The sequence below is a fragment of the Pseudomonas sp. JQ170C genome (assembly GCF_035581345.1).
Taxonomy (GTDB): domain Bacteria; phylum Pseudomonadota; class Gammaproteobacteria; order Pseudomonadales; family Pseudomonadaceae; genus Aquipseudomonas.
Genome location: NZ_CP141608.1, coordinates 1877348 through 1897244, shown reverse-complemented (window position 1 = coordinate 1897244; position 19897 = coordinate 1877348). Strand labels below are relative to the sequence as shown.

Below are 19897 nucleotides of genomic sequence, written 5' to 3'. Positions count from 1 at the left end.
TTTGTTTCTAAGTATGTAATGAAAAGCTTAACGAGCGCTGGGTGGCCTGTTGACACTTATGTGCCGCTTTATAACAAGGGCCTGAAAATACTGTCAAGAAAGCCCCCCAGCCGAATACGTACTAATGCGTGCTAATTCTTTCCTTGGAATCGCTGTCGCGCTTTTCATCCTTGGCGACAATCTCGGGAGCCACATCTGGCAAGGGCTCCGGGGCGTATTGCAGCGCAATTTGGAGGACTTCGTCAATCCATTTGACCGGTTTAATCTGTAGATCCTGCTTAATATTCTCAGGAATTTCCTTCAGATCACGCACATTCTCTTCAGGAATGATCACGGTCTTGATTCCACCGCGGTGTGCCGCCAGCAATTTCTCTTTAAGACCACCAATAGCCAGCACCTGTCCACGCAGAGTAATTTCACCGGTCATGGCCACATCGGCCCGTACCGGAATCTGCGTCAGGGCCGAAACCAGGGCAGTACACATGCCGATACCGGCACTTGGACCATCCTTGGGCGTGGCGCCTTCGGGCATGTGGATATGGGTGTCACGCTTCTCGTGGAAATCGGCAGGAATGCCCAGGCTTTTCGCCCGGCTGCGCACCACAGTCTGCGCGGCGGTGATCGACTCGACCATCACATCGCCCAGAGAGCCGGTCTTGATCAATTGACCCTTGCCCGGAATCACGGCCGCTTCGATGGTCAGCAACTCACCACCGACCTGGGTCCAGGCAAGGCCTGTGACCTGGCCGACCTGGTCTTGCTGCTCGGCCAGGCCGTAACGGAACTTGCGCACCCCGAGGTAGTGCTCCAGTTGCTCACCGGTGACCTTGACTGCCACTTGCTTGAGGCCGGCATGCTCCTTGACCACTTTACGGCAGACCTTGGCGATCTGGCGCTCCAGGCCCCTCACACCGGCTTCACGGGTGTAGTAGCGGATGATGTCGCGGATGGCGGTCACATCGACTTCCAGCTCGCCCTTCTTCAGGCCGTTGGCCTTGATCTGTTTGGGCGTCAGGTACTTGACCGCAATGTTGATCTTTTCGTCTTCGGTGTAACCCGGCAGGCGAATGACTTCCATCCGGTCCAGCAGCGCTGGCGGAATGTTCATCGAGTTGGAGGTGCAGAGGAACATCACATCGGAAAGGTCGTAGTCGACTTCCAGGTAGTGATCGTTGAAGTTGTGGTTCTGCTCTGGGTCGAGCACCTCAAGCAGCGCCGAGGCCGGATCGCCACGCATGTCGCTGCCCATCTTGTCGATTTCGTCGAGCAAGAACAGCGGGTTGCGTACGCCCACCTTGGTCATCTTCTGAATCAGACGACCCGGCATCGAACCGATATAAGTACGACGGTGGCCACGAATCTCAGCTTCATCACGCACACCGCCCAAGGCCATGCGCACGAACTTGCGGTTGGTGGCGCTGGCAATCGACTCGGCCAGGGACGTTTTACCGACGCCAGGCGGCCCTACCAGGCACAGCACGGGACCGCGAATTTTCTTCACGCGCTTCTGTACGGCGAGGTACTCAAGGATACGTTCCTTGACCTCTTCCAGACCGTAATGGTCAGCGTCGAGGATTTCTTCAGCCTTGGCCAGGTCCAGGCGCACCTTGCTCTGGGCTTTCCACGGCACCTGCACCAGCCAGTCCAGGTAGGAGCGCACCACGGTGGCTTCGGCAGACATCGGCGACATCTGCTTGAGTTTGTTCAGCTCGGCCTGGGCCTTGGCATAGGCGTCCTTGGGCAGGCCAGCGGCGTCGAGGCGCTTTTTCAGCTCTTCGACTTCGTTGTGACCTTCTTCGCTATCGCCCAGCTCTTTCTGAATGGCCTTCATCTGCTCATTCAGGTAGTACTCGCGCTGGCTGCGCTCCATCTGCTTCTTGACGCGACCGCGGATGCGCTTCTCGACCTGCAGCAGGTCGATTTCAGCATCCAGCAAGGCCATGACATGCTCGACACGGGTCGGCAGGTCGAGAATTTCTAGAATTTCCTGCTTCTGCTCGATCTTCAGGGCCATGTGCGCGGCCATGGTGTCGACCAGGCGCCCTGGCTCATCGATGCTGTTGAGCGACGACAGGACTTCAGCCGGGACCTTTTTGCCCAGCTGAACGTATTGTTCAAATTGTGACAACAAGCTGCGGACGAAGACTTCAGACTCGCGTTCGGCGGTCTGCGACTCGTCGATCAGCGAGACTTCGGCACGGATATGGCCGTCGACTTCATTGAAACGCTCAACAGCACCGCGCTGCTCACCCTCGACCAGCACCTTGACGGTGCCATCGGGCAGTTTGAGCAGTTGCAGGACAGTAGCAATGGTACCGACACGGTACAGGGCGTCTTCGCCTGGATCGTCGTCAGCGGGGTTCTTCTGGGCCAGCAGGAGGATCTGCTTTTCGCCCGTCATTGCGGCCTCGAGGGCTTCGATGGACTTCTCGCGACCCACGAACAGTGGGATAACCATGTGCGGATAGACGACGACATCGCGCAATGGCAAAAGAGGCAAGTCGAGGGTGGTCTTCATGATTTCGCCTCTACAGCGGCCTTATGGCCGGAAACCGGTGGAATTTGAGCGTGAAGTTAATGTGGGGGCAGGCCCGCAAAAAAACAAGCTCCACGACAGGAAAAGCAAAGGGGCCCGAAGGCCCCTTGCAGTTTCGAGCCGTTTGGCGACTCAGACGTCGGGTGCAGCTTTGGCTTGCGGCTCGCTGTTCTCATAGATCAGCAGCGGCTGCGAAGAGCCTTCGATGACGCTCTCGTCGATCACCACCTTGCTGACATCCTTCTGCGAAGGAATCTCGTACATGGTGTCGAGCAGGATGCCTTCGAGGATCGAGCGCAGGCCACGAGCACCTGTTTTGCGCTCCAGGGCCTTGCGGGCCACGGACTTGAGCGCATCACTACGGAACTCCAGGTCCACACCTTCCATCTCGAACAGCTTGGCGTACTGCTTGGTGAGGGCGTTCTTCGGCTCGGTGAGAATCTGCATCAAGGCAGCTTCGTCGAGCTCGTCGAGGGTTGCCAGCACCGGCAGACGACCGACGAATTCCGGGATCAGACCGAACTTGACCAGATCGTCAGGCTCGACTTCACGCAGCGATTCGCCAACTTTCTTGCCTTCCTGCTTGCTGCGCACTTCGGCACCAAAGCCAATGCCGCCGCGCGTGGAACGGTTCTGGATGACCTTTTCCAGGCCCGAGAACGCACCACCACAGATGAACAGGATGTTACGCGTATCGACCTGCAGGAATTCCTGCTGCGGATGCTTGCGGCCACCTTGCGGCGGTACCGAGGCAACCGTGCCTTCGATCAGCTTGAGCAGCGCCTGCTGCACGCCCTCACCCGAGACGTCACGGGTAATGGACGGGTTGTCCGACTTGCGCGAAATCTTGTCGATTTCGTCGATGTAGACAATGCCCATCTGGGCCTTTTCCACGTCGTAGTCGCACTTTTGCAGCAGTTTCTGAATGATGTTCTCGACGTCCTCACCCACATAACCAGCTTCGGTCAGGGTGGTGGCATCGGCGATGGTGAACGGTACATTCAACAGACGCGCGAGGGTTTCGGCGAGCAGGGTCTTACCCGAGCCCGTCGGGCCGATCAGCAGGATGTTACTCTTGCCAAGCTCGACGTCGTCGTTCTTCTTGTCGCGTTGATTCAGGCGCTTGTAGTGGTTGTACACCGCTACGGCCAGCACCTTCTTCGCACGCTCCTGACCAATGACGTACTGGTCCAGGATGGTGCTGATTTCTTTCGGCGAAGGCAGTTTATGCGCGCTGCTTTCGGCCTGGGCTTCCTGCACCTCCTCACGGATGATGTCGTTGCACAGGTCGACGCACTCGTCGCAGATAAATACCGAGGGGCCGGCAATCAACTTGCGCACTTCGTGCTGGCTTTTGCCGCAGAAGGAGCAATAGAGCAATTTGCCGTTGTCCTCGCCGTTACGGGTGTCAGTCATTCGATCGATCCAATCCGGTAGGCTTGCAACACAAGATGAAGGCAATTGCGGGCTTTTTCAAGTCCGCAGGTGGCGGGAAGGCCCAACCACCTGCTTTGGCGCCTTGTCAGACAGCCATTTGCCGCTTGTCGTGTACCGAGTCGATCAGACCGTACTCGGCGGCACGCTGCGCGCTCATGAAGTTATCGCGTTCGGTGTCACGCTTGATGGTTTCCAACTCCTGACCTGTGTGGTAGGCCAGCAACTCGTTCAAGCGCGATTTGATGGAGAGGATTTCCTTGGCGTGGATCTCGATATCCGTCGCCTGACCCTGGAAACCACCCAGCGGCTGGTGAATCATCACCCGCGAGTTAGGCAGGCAATGACGCTTGCCCTTGGCACCGGCGGCGAGCAGGAAGGCGCCCATGGAGCACGCCTGACCGATACAGGTGGTGGAGACGTCAGGCTTGATGAACTGCATGGTGTCGTAGATCGACATGCCCGCAGTCACCGAACCGCCCGGCGAGTTGATGTAGAGATGGATATCCTTGTCCGGGTTTTCCGCTTCAAGGAACAGCAGTTGCGCTGCAATCAGGTTGGCCATGTAGTCCTCTACCGGGCCGACCAGAAAGATCACCCGCTCCTTCAAGAGGCGCGAGTAGATGTCATAGGCGCGTTCGCCACGAGCGGATTGCTCGATAACCATCGGGACCAGGCCGCCTGCGGCCTGGATGTCAGAGCTCTGCTGATAATAAGAATTGCGGGACATGTCCTGCACTCACTCCCAAATAGTCATGTCTTGAATACGCACAAGCCAGCTCGAAGGCTGGCTTGTGGTGTTTTCCTACGAGAGAAGGAAATCAGTCAGCGGCAGGAGCCTGCACTGGCTTGATAGCTTCTTCGTACGAGACCGATTTGTCGGTCACAGTCGCTTTCTGCAGAACAGTATCCACAACTTGTTCTTCCAGCACAACCGAACGGACTTCGTTCAGTTGCTGGTCGTTCTTGTAGTACCAAGCTACGACCTGCTCAGGCTCCTGGTAGGCCGAAGCCATTTCCTGGATCATTTCGCGAACGCGGTCTTCGTCTGGCTTCAGTTCGTTCTGCTTGACCACTTCTGCAACGATCAGGCCCAGTACGACGCGGCGCTTGGCTTGTTCTTCGAACAGTTCGGCCGGCAGTTGCTCAGGCTTGATGTTGCCACCAAACTGCTGAACAGCTTGAACGCGCAGGCGGTTGACTTCATTTTCCAGCAGGGCCTTAGGCACTTCGATCGGGTTGGCAGCCAGCAGGCCGTCCATTACCTGGTTCTTGACCTTGGTCTTGATGGCCTGACGCAGTTCACGCTCCATGTTCTTGCGAACTTCGGTGCGGAAACCTTCCAGGGTCGCTTCCTTGATGCCGAACTGGGCGAAGAATTCTTCGGTCAGCTCAGGCAGCTTAGGCTCGGAAACGCTGTTGACGGTAACGGTGAACTCGGCGGCTTTGCCAGCCAGGTCCAGGTTCTGGTAGTCCTCAGGGAAGGTCAGGTTCAGAACGCGTTCTTCACCGGCCTTGGCGCCTACCAGACCTTCTTCGAAGCCTGGGATCATGCGGCCCGAACCCAGTACCAGCTGGGTACCCTTGGCCGAACCACCGGCGAACACTTCACCGTCGACCTTGCCGACGAAGTCGATGTTCAGCTGGTCTTCGTTCTGGGCAGCACGGTCGGCGGCTTCAAAACGGACGTTCTGCTTGCGCAGGACTTCCAGCATGTTGTCCAGGTCGGCATCAGCCACTTCGGCGCTCAGGCGCTCGACGGCGATCGAGTCGAAACCGGCAACGGTGAACTCAGGGAATACTTCGAAGATGGCGACGTATTCCAGGTCCTTGCCCTTCTCGAACGACTTAGGCTCGACGGCAGGGGCGCCAGCCGGGTTCAGCTTCTGCTCAACCACAGCTTCGTAGAAGGAAGCCTGAACCAGGTCACCGAAGGCTTCCTGGCGAGCGGCGTCTTCGTAGCGCTGACGGATCACGCTCATCGGCACTTTGCCAGGACGGAAGCCCGGAACCTTGGCGCGACGGGCAGTCTGTTGCAGACGCTTGTTGACTTCGGTCTCGACGCGCTCGGCCGGAACGGCGATGGTCATGCGACGCTCGAGAGCAGAAGTATTTTCAACAGAAACTTGCATGGATATTCCTCGTTGCACAGACGTTAGCCGGCGATACCCGACTCCAGAATCAAGGGCAAGCATTCTAGTGGCTCAAAGACCAGAAGTCACCCCGTTCAAGACGACGGGAAAGCACGCCGGTCCATTTCATATACAGCCCTCGGCAAAAACCTTGCACGAAGGCCCTCAAGACCCGCTATCCAAGGCCTGGCCGCTACCGGAACTTACGGAAAATGCCAGGTCTCAGACAGCCATGAATAGGTGTCAAAACACTACAGATTCGGCGCTCAGGGCGCCGACTCGTCGATCTCGTTGATACTGCAATACTCTTCCCAACCCATTCCCAGGGCCTGGGCCACCTCCCGATGCACCTCAAGACGCATGGCCTTGAGCTCATCTGCAGAGCCTGCGATCAGCTGCAAGGTCAGCTCCCAAGGCTCAAGCCCCTGCTCCTGGGCGGCATCCTCGAACGCCCACTCGATCTGCTGTTGCTGCTCATGCGCACTGAGCCCGGAAATCTCTTCGAGCAATTGCGGATTTGCCTCGGCAAAACGCTGCAACGCGCTGGTCTGGCGTTCTTTTGAAATCATGGGGGTGTCCTCCAACCACATTGCCGTTGTACACGGCCTCAACCGGCTGAAATCTATCAGCTTTTGGCCCTTTGTCACCAGTACGCACGAGCCGGTTCACCCTGGCAGCAGGACAAACACAATTCAATATCACTTGATAATGATAATCGTTATACTGCGCCATCATTTTTGCTCCATACCGGCATAGCATTACGATGGAACCCCACCCTACTCCCGCTTCGTCCAACGCCTGCCTGCAAACGCTCTACCAGGACCACCATCACTGGCTGCACCGCTGGCTGCGTCAACGCATCGGTTGCCCGGAGCATGCCGCGGACATTGCCCAAGACACGTTCCTGAGCATCCTGAGCGCCAAGGACCTGTTCCAGATCCGCGAGCCGCGCTCGTTCCTGTCGACGGTTGCGCGACGCTTGATGGCCAACGTCTATCGGCGGCGCCTGGTCGAACAGGCCTATCTCGAGGCGCTGGCCTGCTTGCCCGAGGCCGTCGAGCCCTCCCCCGAGGTCCGCGTCCTGGCCCTTGAAGCCCTGACCCTGCTCGACCGCATGCTCGACGCCCTGCCGTTCAAGGTCCGCGAGGCATTCCTGCTGTCTCACCTGCAGGGGCTGAAAATCGCCGAGATTGCCCAGCGCCTGCAGGTCAGCACCCGCTCAGTAAAGCTGTACCTGGTGCGCGCCAACCAACACTGCTTTTTTGCCCAGCTGTCATGACTTCCCCCGTGCCTTTCAGTGCCCACACCACCCGCGAAGCGGCCCAGTGGCTGACCGAGACCATGGACGGCCCGCTCACCCCCGAGCAGGAGCAAGCGCTCAGCCGCTGGCGCACGGCCGACCCCGAACACGAGCGCGCCTGGCAGCATATTCAGGCCTTTCGTCGCCGCCTGACCGGGCTGGACCCCCAGGCCGGCTATCGAAGCCTGTCCAAAGGCCAGGGCAGCAGCCGTCGCAGCGCGATCAAGGCCCTGGCGCTACTGGGCCTGTTCGGCTGTGCCGGGCAATTGCTCTACCGTAGCCAGATGCCCTCAGGCCTGGTCTACAGCAACGGCGCCCACGCACCTCGCACCCTGCACCTGGTAGACGGTAGCCAGTTGACGCTGGATGCCGAGACCGAGGTGGTGGTGCAACTGACCCACCAGCAGCGGCGCCTGATACTCAACCGTGGCCGGTTGTTGATCCGTAGCGGCCACCTCCCCAGCTATTCAGATGCTCCCTTGAGCGTCGTAACTCCCCAAGGCAGCATCCGGGCGCTGGGGACGCGCTTTCTGGTCGAACAGCTCGAGGACAGCATCCAGGTATCGCTGTTTGAAGGCAGCGTCGAGCTCCAGCCGCAGCAGGCCCCTTTATCCACGCTACGGTTGAACCCCGGGGAACGCAGCCGCCTGGATTCCCGGCAGGCCAGCGCCCCCGCCCGCGCCGCAAGCGAACCGGCCTGGAGCAAAGGCCTGCTGGTGGCCGAAGACCTGCGCCTGGATGCCTTTATCCAGCAACTGGCGCGGTATCGCCCCGGCGTGTTGCGCTGCACCGACGAGGTAGCCAGCTTGCGTATCTCAGGGGTCTACCCCTTGTCCGACAGCGACGCCGTGCTCGAAGCCCTACGCCATGCCCTGCCGATCCAGGTGCAACGCCGCTCGAACTACTGGGTCACCCTGAGCGCCCGCTGAACCGCAGCGACACTCAGACCAGCAACTCGATCCGCACCCCCTGTGGCTGCGCCACTTCAACCCTGACCTGCGCCCCGAACACCTCACCGATACGCTGCTCGCTAAGCACCTGCGCCGGCGTACCCTCGGCACACAGCCTGCCCTGCTCCAGCAGCCATAACCGGTCGCAGTAGCGCGCCGCCAGGTTCAGGTCATGCAGCACGCACACCACCGCAATGCCCGGCGACCGCGCCAGCGAGCGCAGCACCCGCATCAGGTTCTGCTGCTGACCGATATCCAGGGCGCTGGTGGGCTCATCAAGCAACAGCAATCGCCCCTGGTGATCACCCCGCCCATTGGCAACCGGACTCACCGCCAACTGGTTCATGGCACGGGCGATGGTCACCCGCTGCAACTCGCCGCCCGACAGCGACAACACCCCGCGCAACAATAGATGACGGAGGTCCAGGGCATCGATTATCCCCGGGCACGGTTCGCCAATGTGCTGCTGCCCCAGCTGGATGAACTCCCCCACCTGCCAGTCAAACACGCTGTCCATTTGCTGGGTGACCAGGGCGCGTCGGCTTGCCAGTTGCTGGGCGCTGTAATCGGCCAACGGCCGGCCAAGCATGCGAATCTCGCCACTGTCTGGCCGGGTGTAGCCCGAGATCAGCGAAAGCAAGGTGCTTTTGCCGGCACCGTTGGGCCCAATCAGGCCAAGCAGTTGCCCTTCCTTTATAGAGGCGTTCAAAGGTGCCAGCGCAAACGGCCGGGCCAGGCTGACATTGTTCAGTTCAAGCATTTCAGAACTCCCGCACCTTGCGCCCAAGCAGCAGCCATAAAAAGTAGGGCCCGCCGATGACACTGGTGACCAGGCCCACCGGAATCTCTGCAGGGCTGGTCAGGCTTCTGGCCAGGGTGTCGGCCAGCAACAGCAAGATGGCGCCACACAACATTGAGGCCGGTATCAGCAACCGATGCCCAGGCCCGAAGTACAGGCGCAGGCAGTGCGGTACCAACAGGCCGATAAAACCGATGATCCCGGTCAACGCCACGCACAACCCAACCCCGAGCGAGGACGCCAGGACCACACGGTTTTTCAGGCGATCGCCGTTCAGGCCGGCAGCATGGGCCGACACCTCGCCCAACTGGAACAGGTCCAGATCCGCCGCGCAGCGCGCCAGTACCCACAGCGCCGGCGGCAACACCAGGCAGGCCACGCTCAAGGTCGACCACTGGGCACTACTGAGACTGCCCATGCCCCACAGGCTCAACTGGCGTAGCTGCTCTTCGCTGGCGACATAGGCAAGAATGCCGCCCACGGCGCCCGTCAGGGTGTTGATGACCAGCCCCGCCAACAGCAAGGTGATGGTGGACTCACGCCCCCGGTTACCCCGTCCGATGCGGAATATCACCAGGGTCACCAGCAAGGCGCCGACAAAGCCTGCAAAAAACTGCCCGTACAGCTCAAAGCCCGGCAGCCGGCCGTTGACCAGCACCACCCAGATCGACACCGCAAGCCCGGCACCACTGGCCTGGCCTAGCAAGGTCGGATCTGCCAGCGGGTTACGGAACAGGCCCTGCATGGCCGTACCGCCCGCCGCCAGGGTGGAGCCCACCAGCACGGCCAGCAGCAGGCGCGGAAGGCGCACTTCGCACCAGACCTGCCACTCCAGCGGCGCAGGCAAAACACCCACAAAGATCGCCGGCGACAAGCCGATGCTGCCCACCAACGAACACACCATCAACAACAGGCACAGCCCCACCAGCATCAACAGCAGGGTCTGCGCCGAAGCACCTCGCACCTGGATCATGGGAACAAGGCTCCGGCATCGCGGCGCAACTGCAACATGGCCTGTACCGTGCGCGGCCCCAGGTTGAGCAACGCCTGGTCATCCACCTGGACCAGTCGGCGCTGCTGTCCGGCCGGCGTATGGGCCAGGCCGCCGAGCTTCCAGAGGTTTTCTTCGCCACCCAGCGCCTCCAGCCCCGCCTTGCTGACAATGACAAAGTCAGGCGCCAGCGCAACCATGGCCTCCGCCGCCACCTGCTTGTAGGCGTTGAACGGCGCACTGTTTTCGATCCCCGCCTGCTCCAGGGCGACATGGGCTTCGGTACCCCGCCCCATGATCAAAGGGGTCATGCCTGCCCGATTGAAAATGAACAGCGCCTTCGGCCCTTTGAGCGCCGGTGTCCGGGCAAGCTCGACCGCCAGACGCTGCTGCTCCTCGACCAACGACTGCCCCTGCGCCTGGCGGTTCATCACCCGGGCAACCTCTTCGATTTTGCCGGGTATGTCGCCGATACCTTTGCCGCGAGCGACACTGATCACTTCAAGGTCCAGCGCCTGCAATTGACGCAACACGATCACCGGCCGCGCCGCATCGCTGATCAACACCCGCTGTGGCTTGAGCGAGAGAATGCCTTCGGCCGACAGCTGACGCAGGTAGCCCACCGAAGGCAGGCTGGCGATTGCTGGCGGATAACGGCTGGAGTCGTCGCGCCCGACCAACTGCGCACCGGCATCCAGGCGCTCGACAATTTCGGCGAGGTCATTGCCAATGACCAAGGTGTCCGCCGCCTGGCCACCTGCAAACGCCCCGGTACTGCCAATCAGCAGACACACACCCAGACACAGCCCCTTCATTGCACCGCCTCCAGCGCATCCAGCCACTGGCGCCAGGCCGCCTGCTCCGGCTCACCGGCCGGGCGGCGAGCAAACACCTGAACGATCAAACGCTGCTCGGCATCGAACAACTCAAGGCTGGTGACCCCGCCGAGTTCATTGGGTTTATGTACGCGCCAGGTCTGCGCCTCGACAGCATCTTCAATGCTGAAGCAGGTTGCAGCGGCAAGCGCCGTGGCGGGCATCTCGAACACCAGACGGTGCTCATAGGCCTGCAGGCCCGACAACTGCCCGGTAAAAATCTGCACACTGCCCGCGCTGTAGACAAACAACATCAGCTCCAGCCCGCTGCCAGCCAACTGACGAAACAGCGCAACCGGGCTCCGCTCGGCCAGGCGCCGGGCGAAGTGCGGCGCCACCCGTTCGTTGCCTTCGTAGCGCGTCAGGCCATGGCGCTTGAGCAAGGCAAAGTGCTCATGAACATTGCTCATGGCCGCCCACTCCTCCACCAGGCCCGGCGCGAGCAGTTCACGCCTGGCGAAAGGTTCTTTGGCGGCAAAATCAGGCCGACGCTCCACACAGCGGCTGTACAGTTGCGCCCAATCCGCCAGCGCAGACTCAGGCACCGACATCAGGCACAGCAACAGCCTGCCGTGACGATCGAACACCTTCAGGGCATAGGTGCCGGCACCGGCATCATGGGACATTCCCATCCAGTACCAGGCGCGCAGATTCAGGCGCAGGTCCAGGCCATCGTCGCCAATCACCAGACCCGCCTCACTGATATCGTCGGAGCGCGGATAGCCCCCCAACTGCTCGATCCACGCATGACTGGCGGGCGTTCGGGTAAGCACCGGCCCCAGCGTATGCAACTGGGCGGCCACTTCTACGGCAGGGACATCAAGGTGCAGGCAATCGGCATCCAGGCACAGGCCGCGTTCGGCTGCGGTCAGTACAGTCATCGGTAAATTCCTTGTAGAGGCGGGCTCAATGCCCGACGGTTGAAACGGGCTGATCACATTCGGAAGGGGCTGCAACCAGCGCCGAACCCTCGGCGTCATGGGCAGGCAGCAGCCAGAGATAATCGGCATCGGTAGCCGCCAGGTTCTGGCCTTGCTCCCCCATCACCAGCACCTTCAGGCCCGGGTCCAGCGGCCCCTTGGCCAGGTACTGGGGAGCCCCCTGCCCCCTCAGCGTATGCAGGGTGCCCGCGAACAACAGCCGCGGCGCTTCGGCGCTGTCGAGCACCTGGGCCATGCGCAGATCGCGGGCATGCTGGATCGCGAGCATGCCGTTCAAGCGCCCTTGATCAATCTGGCCGCAGTGCATCCTGACGATATGTTCGCGTTGACGCGCCGCGATGGCAGGCGTGGGAAACAGCGCATCGGCTGAAGCCCCCGACGCACTCATCAAGCGCTTGCGCTCGGTGGCCGACACATTGCCCGCCAACACTGGAAACGGCGCCGGCATCAACGCTTCCACCAGCGAGCCGTACTGCTCCCAGGGCCAGCGCTCATCCCAGTGCATGATCTGGCGCAAGCGCGACGCCCGCACCTGATTGCCCTGGCGCAGCCAGGCCTGCACATCGGCAACCGGGCGCTGCTGGTCACTGTCGAGCATCTCCAGCACCACCGCGCCCTGGGCTCGGCGCTCGGCCAGGCGGGTGACCAGCCATTGCTCGATCAAATGATGGGCCAGGTTGTCATGCACCTCGCCGACCATCAGCGTACTGGCCGGCGCCAGCGCATCGAGCAGCTCATCCGCACTGATCTGGCGGCCACTGCCAAGTTCGACGATCGCGCCCCACTGCGGGATGTTCGCCTCCATCGAGGTGTAGACCGACCCCTGTGGCGCAGTGTTGACGCTGGCGCAGCCCATCAGCAGTGCCAGGCACAGCGCTGCAAATCCTTGCTTGTACATTTAAAGCTCCCCGGCCTGCGCCACTCAGTACTCGAAGGTGACGCCGACCGAAGCGGTACGACCGCGACCGGTGCCACGGTCCAGAGAGGCGGACATGATCGAGTCCACCGAGGCGTTGTAGCTATAGACCTTGTTGGCGACGTTCTCGACGTTGAAGAACACACTCAGGTTCTTCTGCACCTGCAGGCTGCCGTACACATCCCAGAGCACGCCGGTCGAAGGCGTCTTCTTGGTTTCGTACCAGTCCCAGCTTTCTTCGGCCGAGCCCGAGTACTCACCGCGCGCGCCGAGCACGAGGCGCTCGTCGAACCAGCGCGTACCAACATCCAGGGTCCAGTAGCGGTCCGGCTGGCTGCTGATGTCTTCAAGCTCGATGCCGGAGGTGGTCGGCGCCTTGGTGGTGGCGCGAGTCCAGGACAGGTTGGTATAGAAGAAGCCGACGTCGTAGCGCCCCTCCACCTCGTAGCCATCCATGCGCACTTGTTCGGGCCAGTTGACCCAGTTCATCTTCGCCGAGTACTCGCCCTCGTCATCGACAATGTCGAAAGACTGCGGGGTGATATAGCCGTCGATCTTGCTGATGAAGCGGTTGATCTTCAGTTGCCCGTAGTCCGAATCGCTGAGCAATCCGGCACGGCTGAAGTTGACGCCGAATTCATAGTTGGTGGACCGCTCCTGACGCAGGAACGGGTTGGCCCCTACGCCGTCGGCATCGCTGGCATCGGCTTCGAGCGGGACTTTTTCAAAGAACATTTCCTGCACCCGCGGCGCCCGCGTGGTCCGCGACCAACTGGTGTAGAGCTGCATCCAGTCATACGGCTTCACCGCAAAGCCGACGCGCGGATTGAAACTGTGCTCACGGCGGGTGATGTCGATATCGCCGCCGCCGATGTCCAGGCACTGGCCAATGATCGAGCACTTGGGCACGTGACCACTGACCTTGTAGCCGTCGTAATGGCCTGCCAGCGTCAGGGCATAGATGTCGTAATTGAGCTCCAGGGTGCTGAACACGCTGTGGGTGGCCTGTTTGCCTTCGGGGTTAGCGCCGCGTTTTTCCGGGGTCTTGGCGACGAAGTCGTCGGTGTAGTAACGCGCGCCATTGCTCCAGCTGGCCTCCACCAGGCCCAGGTTGAAACGACTGACGTTGGTGAAGTCGAAGCCGTGCGCATCGTCACTGGTCTTGCGGCCGATGTAGCTGGAGTCCTCTACCGGCGGGTACTCAAGCTCGGTCTTGTTCTGGTAGGCATTGGCCGTCAGGTTCACCCATTCGCTGTAGGGGGTGTAGGCGTATTTGGCCCGGTAGGTTTCGTTGTCCAGCTGCCAGGGGTAGTTGTGGTAGAACTCGTTGCGGTACTTGACCCCACTGAGGTCAAGCCGGTGCATGTCATTGGGCTGCAGGCGCAACTTGAGCAAGCCGGAGCGCGGATTCTGCTTGGTGGTGTCGTACTCGTTGGTCTGCCCGGAGCTGGTCTCGTACTCGCCGGTCTGGGTACTGCTGACGGCCGCGACAATGCCGTACACGCCTTCGACATCTTCTGGCTGCGTCCTGGCGCCAGCCGCGAACATACGGGTATTGCCGTAGCCGTTGTTGCCGGTGCGGTAGGTAGAACGAAAGCCCACGCGGTGGTCGGGCTTGACGATGTCGTCGATATCGAAGGTACGAAAGTTCGCCGTGCCACCCAGGGTATTCGCCCCTTCGGCGCCGTCCACCGAGCCGCGCTGAACGTCCACCCCCGCCAGCAGGTTAGGATCGACAAAGGCCATTGGCCCGCCCGAACCGTGACCGGCGTTATTGCGGAAGGTCTGGGTGACGCCATCGATCATGGTGTTGACCCGCCCCAGGCCCGACAAGCCCCGGATATTCACCGACACGCCCGGCTGGCTGCGCGAATGCATGGTGTAGGTGCCCGGCATGGAGCGCACCAGGCTGTTCAGGTCCTGGCGCTCCGGGTGTGCCTCGCGACTGCTCTGGATAGCACCCGGCCGTTCGGCCAGTGCCCCGACCATGGTCGGCGCCACCTCCAGGGCATCGGAACGCTGCTCATTGACCCGCAGCACATAAGTGCGGTCTTTGAGGCGCTCGATCCACAGCCCCGTGCCCATCAATAGCAGGTCGAAGGCTTCCTTGAGGGTGTAGTCGCCGTTAAGCCCTTGGGTGCTGCGGTTCTCACTGAGTTCGGGTGCGTAGGTCAGCATGATGCCGGTTGCCCCGGCCAACTGGTTCAAGGCAGGCGCCAGGGGGCCGGACGGAATCTCGTAATGCTTGCGGGCATTGGCCTGCTGGGTCGCCTTCACCTCACTTGCAACCGCCACCGAGCCGCCCGCCAGCCCACCCGCCAGTGCCAGGGCCGTCAGCGCACCACGCGCCACCTTGACTGCATTGCTCGTGTTGTTGTGCTGCAACCGCTGCACGGCGGCTGGCTGTGTGCTCTTCACTTGGCGCTCCCTGAACATTGAAAAATGATCTTTGTAGAGAGGTCACGCGAAGCAGCGAAAAGGGGAAATGAAAATCAGAACTATTTAAAAATATGGATACCCAGGGCCGGACAAGCAATTTTCCTTACGCCTGCGGCTGATTTATCACCGAGAGAGTAACGGATACAGCATCAACTCCATCTGGCCTGCCTATTTTATGATCCGCCCACAACCATTCCCCCTCGCCGAGGACAACCATGGAAACCAAGAAAATCGTTTACAGGCTCGCGCTCCACGTCGATTCATTCAATACCGAGGCCATCTGGAACGCTCGAGCATTAACACCGTTTCAAGCCATCGCTGTTGGAGACCGCTTTGCCCATAACGCATTGTCGCTAACGTCATGGAGCAAAACCCCCACCCCCGAGGAGGAGTTTCGAGTCAAGGATATCCAGCAGGTATTTTGGGAGAGAAACGAAGTCATCAACCACAAACTTCAGATCAAACTGGAGATTGTGACGCGCAGACAAATTTTTTAGGCATGAACCTGAAGTGTCACCGGTATTTCCCAAGTACCGTGTTCCGTTTCGCAGGGGCTATGAACGAAACCACACCACAGAGAAGGCCGCACCAGGCGGCTTTCTCTTGTGCTTTTTCACACTTCAGCGAAGTGCGGTGAGTGGCACATTAACGTCCTGCACCGAAACCTTGAACCGTGACGCTGCTTTCTGGTTTCTTTGCAATGAAGTCAAACCGGTGCCAATGCTTGAAGCCCTGCATGCAGGGACCATCTTCTTCATGCACATGAAAAAACTGCAGCTCAAGGCCTTCAAAAAGCGCCCGGGCTTGCGCTTCAGTGTGGAAATTCATGAATGCCCGCCCAGACCAGCTATCCCTGTCGCCGAACAGATTTCCCGCAAAAACAGCCCCGGGCTCCAACGCCGACAAAACATTCGCCCACAAGGCGGTGAAATGCTCCGGATGACAAAACGGCAAGGCCATACCGGCAAACACGAGTGACGACTGCGGCAGCGGCGCCAGGCTTTCAAACGCCTGCACTCGCGTGTGTAGCTGCCCCTTGGGGAACCCCTCACACAATGTCGCTACCCGATTGATCGCACTTTCCTCGCGATCAATCGCCAGTACCCGCCACCCGGCCTCCAGCAGATACCTGCTGTCATTGCCGGCACCGCACCCAAGATCCACGGCATGCCCGCTCAATTCGCCGGTACTGATCAGCGGCAACGCCGATCGAAGCAACGCCGAAGCCGGGCGGTCCTTGTGGTGGTCGTAATAGACCTGCCAATTGGCTGGCCTGTCGGTGCGGGCGATGTCCATTTCTTTGTCCACGACGAATATCCAGGAATCTCGAAGCCGGGAATTTTGGCAGAAATGAACACGAGGAGGGGGGACAGAGGAAAGGAAAGTGAATCGCCAGAAACGAAAAAAGCCGCACTAGGCGGCTTTTTCTGTGCTTTCTCACGCTTCAGCGAAGGGCGGTGAAAGCTTGGATGGTGCGGACGAAGAGACTCGAACTCTTACAGCTTGCGCCGCTGGAACCTAAATCATAGTTGCCACTGGCAAAGCCAGTAAAATCAATACGTTGAGCCGCCCGCAGCTGTTCACGTTGTCTCAAAAGAAGCACAGAACTACACGCTGATAACCTGCGTGATTCACGTTCCGTACACGCTACCTCTCCGGTGTTCTGCCGACCTATTCCCTTCCTCCATATAGCTACTCACCGGCATCACGCTTGGCAGATCCAATTTGCACCTGGTGCCCGACAGGGCGGCCTGGATCATGATTGCCAAACAGCCCAATCGCCGATGCCTCCTCATGCTCGATCAGCGCCCATAGCTTGGCTGCCTCGACAAACTCCAGCATCTCGGCCAGTACACCGTCGCCGACCTCCCGCCGGCGGTGCGCGGCATATGCCATCTCGTTGAGCACTTCGGCGCGGCCATCAGGATCAGTAACCATGGAAAAGCGATCATTGAGTTCTGTCAGCCAGGCCGTTGGTAGGCTATCCATCATTCTGCCCTGCACCACCACGACTGCGCGTACAGCACGCCGTCGACCTCTTCCACGCCGGTGATGTTCATCCCGCCCTGAGCCATACCGGTGACCCGGGCGTCGAGAAGGCGCGGAATAGTGTCTGTGCCAGGGCTCGCGTTGAACACCCAGGCCGAAGTGGTTGACCGGCCAAGTGTGTCGCTTGGGGATTCACTGATGTGTATGTCGACCAGCAGCGGCTGCATCCTGCTCAGTTTTTCCACCGGAATTGCAACGCCGCGGACTCGCCTCCGCAGGATCTTGAAATGCATGACCACACCGATACTGTATAAAACCACAGTATCCTATGGATTGAAGTCCGCGATTGCAATTGTCGATCAGTGGCTATCGCGCATCGAATCGTGAACCTTCTCGCAGGCCAGCCCAGCTATTCGGCTTCGCTCAAGCGCTGCTGCGCAGCTGCCCGCCATTCGGTCAGACTCTTCAAGCAATCCCCCGAGCACCACGACGGCAGAGGTTCCTGCCTGGCGCTGCTGGGTAGCGATGGCAGCACAGGTGGCTGATCGGCCACTACGCAATCGGTCGATTTCCCCGCGCAGCCCGCCAGCAGCAGACTCAGCAGCAGCGGCGCGGCCTTCAGCCAACTCCAATTTCTGTCGTGCACTCTCGCCCTCCTCGTCCGCCACGGATTGGCGGCGCTGTTCTTCGGCTCTGGCCTTGGCTGCGGCACGCCGATCGCGCTCGGAGACCTCCAAGCGGAAGTCGGCCAGTTCTTGACGGGCCGTAGCGAGTTCGGTTTGTCCCGCTCCTACGCGTAATTGCTGGACCCCACCGACTATCATCAGCGCCAGCAGCCACCACACCCAGGCGGGCACAAGCTTCAGCCAGTTCACACCAGCACCTGCAGAGCTCGGTCATACAGCGCCTTGCGCTCTACGGCACCATGCGGCACCCGGCCAGGCTTGCCGGTATTGATGATGCTGCCGATGTCTTGGAAGCGGCCGGCATCGGCCAGTTCGTTCAGCCCGTGCTTCGCCCACCACCAGGCTGCTGACATGGCGGCATGCTCCGGCTGCTCGAGCAGTTCCGGCTGGTCTTCCAGCGCCAGGCCCAAACCCGCGCCGGCGGCGGCATAGTTGGCCCGGCCGGTGACCTGCAGCAGGCCGCGTCCACGGAAGCGCCAGCCATCGCCCGGGTGGATGTTGCCCATGCGGGCGTTGTACACGACATTGGCAATGCGCTCCGGCTGGCGGGCGTACTCCTTGGCCAAGTCGGCATTGAAGCGGGTCGGCCACACCCGCATCAGTGCATCGGCGCTGTAGTTCAGGTTCTCCACCAGGTTGCGAAGGTGGCCAGATTCATGGCCGACCTGGGCCAGGAACGCCGCCTGACGCACCCGGCTGTCGATCTTGTAGCGCGCCATGGCCCGGTTTATTGCAGGCAGAAAAATGCCCGCGACTGGGCGGGCATTGGGAAGGATCTGCAGCAACTTCTGCTGAGTGATCGGCAGCATCAGGCTTCCCCTTCGATGGGCTCAGCCGTGACCGTGACCTCGGCGCTGTAGCGCTTGATCATTTTGGCAGTGAGCAGGCTTGCCGTGGGCTGTGCTTCGAGCAGTGCGCGAGCTGCCGCATCAGCGGCTTCCTCTGTCGCGTGCTCGATGTCCTTGATGGAGTCGAAGGCATTGCTGCGGTTGATGACAATGTAGGGCATGGGTTTCTCCGGGCAAAAAAATACCCGCAGTAAGCGGGCTGTTCGGTTCGGGCGGGTCAGCCCTTCAGCGTTTCAAGCTCAGTTTTGAGGGTGGCGACTTCCGCTCGTAGCTCCTTCACCGCGCCAATCAGGTCGGTAATGAAGGCCATGTGGTTGAGCTGTTGAATCCACGGGCGGCCGTTCTCATCGACAGCATCTTTCTCACCTGAGACGGCGAGCGGGTTTACCGCTTGGGCCTCATGGGCAATAACCCCCTGAAAAACAGTACCGTCGCCTTGCCACACATCAAAGTTGCCTATCTCGTAGTGGACAATCCGATATCCCTCAACTCGATCCAAGAAGGAGACATTTTCAACCGTTTCAATGTTCTTCTTGATGCGGTAATCCGACGCCGTGACTTGAAGCGAGCCCAGGCGGGTTATGTCCACCCACAGATCGCACGTGCCCGACCCAAAGCTGATGTTGAAGCAGTTTGCTGAGGCGGCGGCACTCTCACCAGACTTGCAAGAAACACCAGTAGGCGAGAATCGACTAGAGCAAGTGAGAAGGTTGCTGCTGAACGTGGCAAGGCGGGTTGTATAGTCTGACGCCGAGTTAGCATGGTGAAAATCGATGAAGGGAAGAGTGTTTACTAGCTCTAACCCTCTAAATGTCGGAGTGCTGGCTTCACCTAGCCCCAATCCGTTCCTGGCTGTCGCTTCAGAAGTACCCCCGGTACCGCCGCGCGCCAAAGGCAAGGTCGTTGGAAGTGCGGTTGTTTGATCATCCGTGTTTGACGTATTCGCCAGCCAGTTGTAAAGCTCGGTGAAGTTTGATTTGGCTTTCAGCCAGGCGCTGCGGCGATCATCACCGCCGGCGCCAGACGGCGCCGCGCCCAGGTTGATTACTTGTTTTGACATA

21 protein-coding genes and 1 tRNA gene are annotated in these 19897 nt (G+C 60.2%); 3 read left to right on the top strand and 19 right to left on the bottom strand.

Annotation, left to right across the window (positions count from 1 at the left end):
• Window positions 1-121: 121 nt before the first annotated feature.
• The 5 genes from lon to U9R80_RS08910 all read right to left on the bottom strand — a co-directional run bounded on the left by lon (window position 122) and on the right by U9R80_RS08910 (window position 6671).
• The gene (lon, locus tag U9R80_RS08930) at window positions 122-2518 is read right to left on the bottom strand and encodes an endopeptidase La (RefSeq protein ID WP_301842670.1); all 2397 of its coding nucleotides are present in this window, start codon (window positions 2516-2518) and stop codon (window positions 122-124) included.
• A 150-nt stretch (window positions 2519-2668) separates the two neighbouring features.
• Window positions 2669-3952, bottom strand: a complete 1284-nt coding sequence (gene clpX, locus U9R80_RS08925) for an ATP-dependent Clp protease ATP-binding subunit ClpX (RefSeq protein ID WP_038613042.1) — start codon at window positions 3950-3952, stop codon at window positions 2669-2671.
• Between the two features lie 106 nt (window positions 3953-4058).
• A complete protein-coding gene (gene clpP / locus U9R80_RS08920) occupies window positions 4059-4700 on the bottom strand; it encodes an ATP-dependent Clp endopeptidase proteolytic subunit ClpP (RefSeq protein WP_045188693.1) in 642 nt (213 codons plus the stop codon).
• A gap of 91 nt (window positions 4701-4791) precedes the next feature.
• On the bottom strand, window positions 4792-6102 hold the full coding sequence (tig, locus tag U9R80_RS08915; protein WP_301842666.1) for a trigger factor: 1311 nt from the start codon (window positions 6100-6102) through the stop codon (window positions 4792-4794).
• A gap of 266 nt (window positions 6103-6368) precedes the next feature.
• Window positions 6369-6671: a DUF6388 family protein gene (locus U9R80_RS08910; RefSeq protein ID WP_301842664.1), complete on the bottom strand. Its 303-nt coding sequence runs from the start codon at window positions 6669-6671 to the stop codon at window positions 6369-6371.
• 194 nt (window positions 6672-6865) lie between these two features.
• Between U9R80_RS08910 and U9R80_RS08905 the strand changes: the two genes are divergently transcribed.
• Window positions 6866-7381, top strand: coding sequence for a sigma-70 family RNA polymerase sigma factor (locus tag U9R80_RS08905; RefSeq protein ID WP_301842663.1), 516 nt, complete (start codon window positions 6866-6868; stop codon window positions 7379-7381).
• Window positions 7378-8331, top strand: coding sequence for a FecR family protein (locus tag U9R80_RS08900; RefSeq protein ID WP_324804820.1), 954 nt, complete (start codon window positions 7378-7380; stop codon window positions 8329-8331). Before U9R80_RS08905 ends, U9R80_RS08900 begins: the two co-directional genes overlap by 4 nt.
• 13 nt (window positions 8332-8344) lie before the next feature.
• Here U9R80_RS08900 and U9R80_RS08895 read toward each other — a convergent pair whose 3' ends face one another.
• The 6 genes from U9R80_RS08895 to U9R80_RS08870 are packed head-to-tail and all read right to left on the bottom strand — an operon-like array spanning window position 8345 to window position 15292.
• The gene (locus U9R80_RS08895) at window positions 8345-9112 is read right to left on the bottom strand and encodes an ABC transporter ATP-binding protein (protein WP_301842660.1); all 768 of its coding nucleotides are present in this window, start codon (window positions 9110-9112) and stop codon (window positions 8345-8347) included.
• 1 nt (window position 9113) lies between these two features.
• Window positions 9114-10124, bottom strand: coding sequence for a FecCD family ABC transporter permease (locus tag U9R80_RS08890; protein WP_301842659.1), 1011 nt, complete (start codon window positions 10122-10124; stop codon window positions 9114-9116).
• Window positions 10121-10957, bottom strand: coding sequence for a heme/hemin ABC transporter substrate-binding protein (locus U9R80_RS08885; protein ID WP_301842658.1), 837 nt, complete (start codon window positions 10955-10957; stop codon window positions 10121-10123). Before U9R80_RS08885 ends, U9R80_RS08890 begins: the two co-directional genes overlap by 4 nt.
• Complete coding sequence (locus tag U9R80_RS08880) at window positions 10954-11898, bottom strand: ChuX/HutX family heme-like substrate-binding protein (protein ID WP_301842657.1); 945 nt, start codon at window positions 11896-11898, stop codon at window positions 10954-10956. The genes U9R80_RS08885 and U9R80_RS08880 overlap by 4 nt, the downstream gene beginning before the upstream one ends.
• Before the next feature lie 25 nt (window positions 11899-11923).
• A complete protein-coding gene (locus U9R80_RS08875) occupies window positions 11924-12856 on the bottom strand; it encodes a ChaN family lipoprotein (RefSeq protein WP_301842655.1) in 933 nt (310 codons plus the stop codon).
• 24 nt (window positions 12857-12880) lie between these two features.
• Complete coding sequence (locus U9R80_RS08870; protein ID WP_301842653.1) at window positions 12881-15292, bottom strand: TonB-dependent receptor; 2412 nt, start codon at window positions 15290-15292, stop codon at window positions 12881-12883.
• 236 nt (window positions 15293-15528) lie between these two features.
• Here U9R80_RS08870 and U9R80_RS08865 point away from each other — a divergent pair, with 236 nt between their 5' ends.
• Window positions 15529-15810: a hypothetical protein gene (locus tag U9R80_RS08865; protein WP_301842651.1), complete on the top strand. Its 282-nt coding sequence runs from the start codon at window positions 15529-15531 to the stop codon at window positions 15808-15810.
• 148 nt (window positions 15811-15958) lie between these two features.
• On the opposite strand, the gene U9R80_RS08860 is transcribed toward U9R80_RS08865, so the two are convergent.
• The 8 genes from U9R80_RS08860 to U9R80_RS08825 form a co-directional block, all read right to left on the bottom strand.
• On the bottom strand, window positions 15959-16621 hold the full coding sequence (locus tag U9R80_RS08860) for a class I SAM-dependent methyltransferase (RefSeq protein ID WP_301842650.1): 663 nt from the start codon (window positions 16619-16621) through the stop codon (window positions 15959-15961).
• Between the two features lie 162 nt (window positions 16622-16783).
• A tRNA-Leu gene (locus U9R80_RS08855) sits at window positions 16784-16887 on the bottom strand.
• Window positions 16888-17005: 118 nt separating this feature from the next.
• Entirely contained in the window at window positions 17006-17305 is a 300-nt protein-coding gene (locus U9R80_RS08850; protein WP_301842649.1) for a hypothetical protein, read from the bottom strand.
• Window positions 17302-17595 carry a hypothetical protein gene (locus U9R80_RS08845; protein WP_301842648.1) on the bottom strand — a complete coding sequence of 98 codons (294 nt, stop codon included), beginning with the start codon at window positions 17593-17595 and terminating at the stop codon, window positions 17302-17304. Before U9R80_RS08845 ends, U9R80_RS08850 begins: the two co-directional genes overlap by 4 nt.
• A 66-nt stretch (window positions 17596-17661) precedes the next feature.
• On the bottom strand, window positions 17662-18177 hold the full coding sequence (locus tag U9R80_RS08840) for a DUF2514 family protein (RefSeq protein ID WP_301842646.1): 516 nt from the start codon (window positions 18175-18177) through the stop codon (window positions 17662-17664).
• Complete coding sequence (locus U9R80_RS08835) at window positions 18174-18794, bottom strand: glycoside hydrolase family 19 protein (RefSeq protein WP_324805202.1); 621 nt, start codon at window positions 18792-18794, stop codon at window positions 18174-18176. The genes U9R80_RS08840 and U9R80_RS08835 overlap by 4 nt, the downstream gene beginning before the upstream one ends.
• Before the next feature lie 2 nt (window positions 18795-18796).
• Complete coding sequence (locus tag U9R80_RS08830) at window positions 18797-18997, bottom strand: hypothetical protein (RefSeq protein ID WP_301843443.1); 201 nt, start codon at window positions 18995-18997, stop codon at window positions 18797-18799.
• A 56-nt stretch (window positions 18998-19053) separates the two neighbouring features.
• Window positions 19054-19896 (bottom strand): tail fiber domain-containing protein, encoded by an 843-nt coding sequence (locus U9R80_RS08825; protein ID WP_301843444.1) that lies wholly within the window; start codon window positions 19894-19896, stop codon window positions 19054-19056.
• Between the last annotated feature and the right edge of the window lies 1 nt (window position 19897).

Bases quoted from the DNA above. Each gene is read 5' to 3' on its own strand.
- lon (WP_301842670.1), bottom strand. From the start codon at position 2,518: ATGAAGACCACCCTCGACTTGCCTCTTTTGCCATTGCGCGATGTCGTC.
- clpX (WP_038613042.1), bottom strand. From the start codon at position 3,952: ATGACTGACACCCGTAACGGCGAGGACAACGGCAAATTGCTCTATTGC.
- clpP (WP_045188693.1), bottom strand. From the start codon at position 4,700: ATGTCCCGCAATTCTTATTATCAGCAGAGCTCTGACATCCAGGCCGCA.
- tig (WP_301842666.1), bottom strand. From the start codon at position 6,102: ATGCAAGTTTCTGTTGAAAATACTTCTGCTCTCGAGCGTCGCATGACC.
- U9R80_RS08910 (WP_301842664.1), bottom strand. From the start codon at position 6,671: ATGATTTCAAAAGAACGCCAGACCAGCGCGTTGCAGCGTTTTGCCGAG.
- U9R80_RS08905 (WP_301842663.1), top strand. From the start codon at position 6,866: ATGGAACCCCACCCTACTCCCGCTTCGTCCAACGCCTGCCTGCAAACG.
- U9R80_RS08900 (WP_324804820.1), top strand. From the start codon at position 7,378: ATGACTTCCCCCGTGCCTTTCAGTGCCCACACCACCCGCGAAGCGGCC.
- U9R80_RS08895 (WP_301842660.1), bottom strand. From the start codon at position 9,112: ATGCTTGAACTGAACAATGTCAGCCTGGCCCGGCCGTTTGCGCTGGCA.
- U9R80_RS08890 (WP_301842659.1), bottom strand. From the start codon at position 10,124: ATGATCCAGGTGCGAGGTGCTTCGGCGCAGACCCTGCTGTTGATGCTG.
- U9R80_RS08885 (WP_301842658.1), bottom strand. From the start codon at position 10,957: ATGAAGGGGCTGTGTCTGGGTGTGTGTCTGCTGATTGGCAGTACCGGG.
- U9R80_RS08880 (WP_301842657.1), bottom strand. From the start codon at position 11,898: ATGACTGTACTGACCGCAGCCGAACGCGGCCTGTGCCTGGATGCCGAT.
- U9R80_RS08875 (WP_301842655.1), bottom strand. From the start codon at position 12,856: ATGTACAAGCAAGGATTTGCAGCGCTGTGCCTGGCACTGCTGATGGGC.
- U9R80_RS08865 (WP_301842651.1), top strand. From the start codon at position 15,529: ATGGAAACCAAGAAAATCGTTTACAGGCTCGCGCTCCACGTCGATTCA.
- U9R80_RS08850 (WP_301842649.1), bottom strand. From the start codon at position 17,305: ATGATGGATAGCCTACCAACGGCCTGGCTGACAGAACTCAATGATCGC.
- U9R80_RS08845 (WP_301842648.1), bottom strand. From the start codon at position 17,595: ATGCATTTCAAGATCCTGCGGAGGCGAGTCCGCGGCGTTGCAATTCCG.
- U9R80_RS08830 (WP_301843443.1), bottom strand. From the start codon at position 18,997: ATGCCCTACATTGTCATCAACCGCAGCAATGCCTTCGACTCCATCAAG.
- U9R80_RS08825 (WP_301843444.1), bottom strand. From the start codon at position 19,896: ATGTCAAAACAAGTAATCAACCTGGGCGCGGCGCCGTCTGGCGCCGGC.